Source organism: Porphyromonas uenonis 60-3, assembly GCF_000174775.1.
GTDB classification, from domain to species: Bacteria; Bacteroidota; Bacteroidia; order Bacteroidales; family Porphyromonadaceae; genus Porphyromonas; species Porphyromonas uenonis_A.
This window is the reverse complement of sequence record NZ_ACLR01000103.1, coordinates 1-1,179: the sequence shown is the minus strand read 5'-3', so window position 1 is coordinate 1,179 and position 1,179 is coordinate 1. Positions and strand designations below refer to the sequence as shown.

The 1,179-nt window shown below is 48.2% G+C and carries 3 protein-coding genes; all 3 read left to right on the top strand.

Translation table 11 applies throughout. The features are described 5' to 3' along the window. Positions 1-295: conjugal transfer protein TraO (locus tag PORUE0001_RS02685; RefSeq protein WP_039865397.1), on the top strand; the 295-nt coding region annotated here is incomplete at its 5' end. Positions 296-408: 113 nt separating this feature from the next. After that, positions 409-543 carry a TraQ conjugal transfer family protein gene (locus tag PORUE0001_RS10020; protein ID WP_007364934.1) on the top strand — a complete coding sequence of 45 codons (135 nt, stop codon included), beginning with the start codon at positions 409-411 and terminating at the stop codon, positions 541-543. A gap of 404 nt (positions 544-947) precedes the next feature. Beyond that, a partial coding sequence (locus PORUE0001_RS10565) for a hypothetical protein (protein ID WP_007364932.1) occupies positions 948-1,179 on the top strand: 232 nt, incomplete at its 3' end.

Here is a 1,179-nt window from a genome sequence, read left to right as displayed (position 1 = left end):
GGGCTATATGTACCCAATCCTCACAGACTATACGCACACTTTCTTGCTATATGCAGGCTTGTCCGCTCTGTGTGGCTACGAGGACGTTAATAGACGCCAGTACGACCTAAGCAATGGAGCCACCATATGCTCTCGCTCACACTTCGTCTATGGAGGCTCTGCTCATCTATCCGCTGAGATATTTCTCACAGACAACTGGCTCCTGACGGTTCGTGGCGATGGAAACTTTTTGGTTGGCTCCCAGCTGAACCTATTCCGTCCGCTAGCTACGATGGGCTTTCGTTTTAATTTCTAAGACTACAAGACTATGAATAGATACTTTATTCTACCGCTCCTGCTGGCAATGCTCCTAGGAGCTTGCTCTAGAGAGGTCAATGTGCAGGAGGTCTACCCCTTTGAGGTAGAGCTATGCCATACCATCAAGAGGCGACTAAAGGGCAGGCAGTGGAAGTGCGTTGCAAGCTCACACCACAGAAGCTCTTTGTCGCTCGCAAGTACTACATACGTAAGTTTCAGCGTAGCGGTAAGGGAGCCTCCTACTGAATGTAGGGGCGTTGAACTTACCGACAACGATAACTACGACCTTACTATTGGTGACTTTAGACTATACTACACTCCTGAAGCTGGCGGTCAACATACCGTTGAACTGGTTGTGTCTGATGACGCTGGTCAAGAGCAAAGCTTGCTCTTAGAGTTTAAGCTGTCTGAGCAGTCAGGAGGGGGCAATACGCCCTCTCCTGACACAGTCAATTCCTCCGATTGGCGATGTAGCGCAAGGCGAGAACGGCAACTACTATATCAATGGTGCGGACACAGGTATAGCAATTAAGCCTAATCATAAGCCCGTAGTAACTATCGTAGATGGTTACTACTACATTGATGGGGTGAAAACGCCTGTTCCTGCACCACCAGCTCCTGTTGCGCCTCAATATCCTAACGGAGTGCTTGTGCCAGCTCTAAAAAAGCAAGGTAAGTACGAAGTGTTACTCATTAGTAAGTCTCCCGAGGTGACTTATACTGACCCAACAACAAATGAGAAACGAAAAGTTGTCGCCAATGGTGTGCGTATAGAAGATGGAGCTTGTCTCTATCAATGCCTCTCTCCAGATTCTGTACCAGTGCCCTTTGCGACTATTAGTGGCTTACCCCGTATACCTGACAAGAGATACCAAACAGACA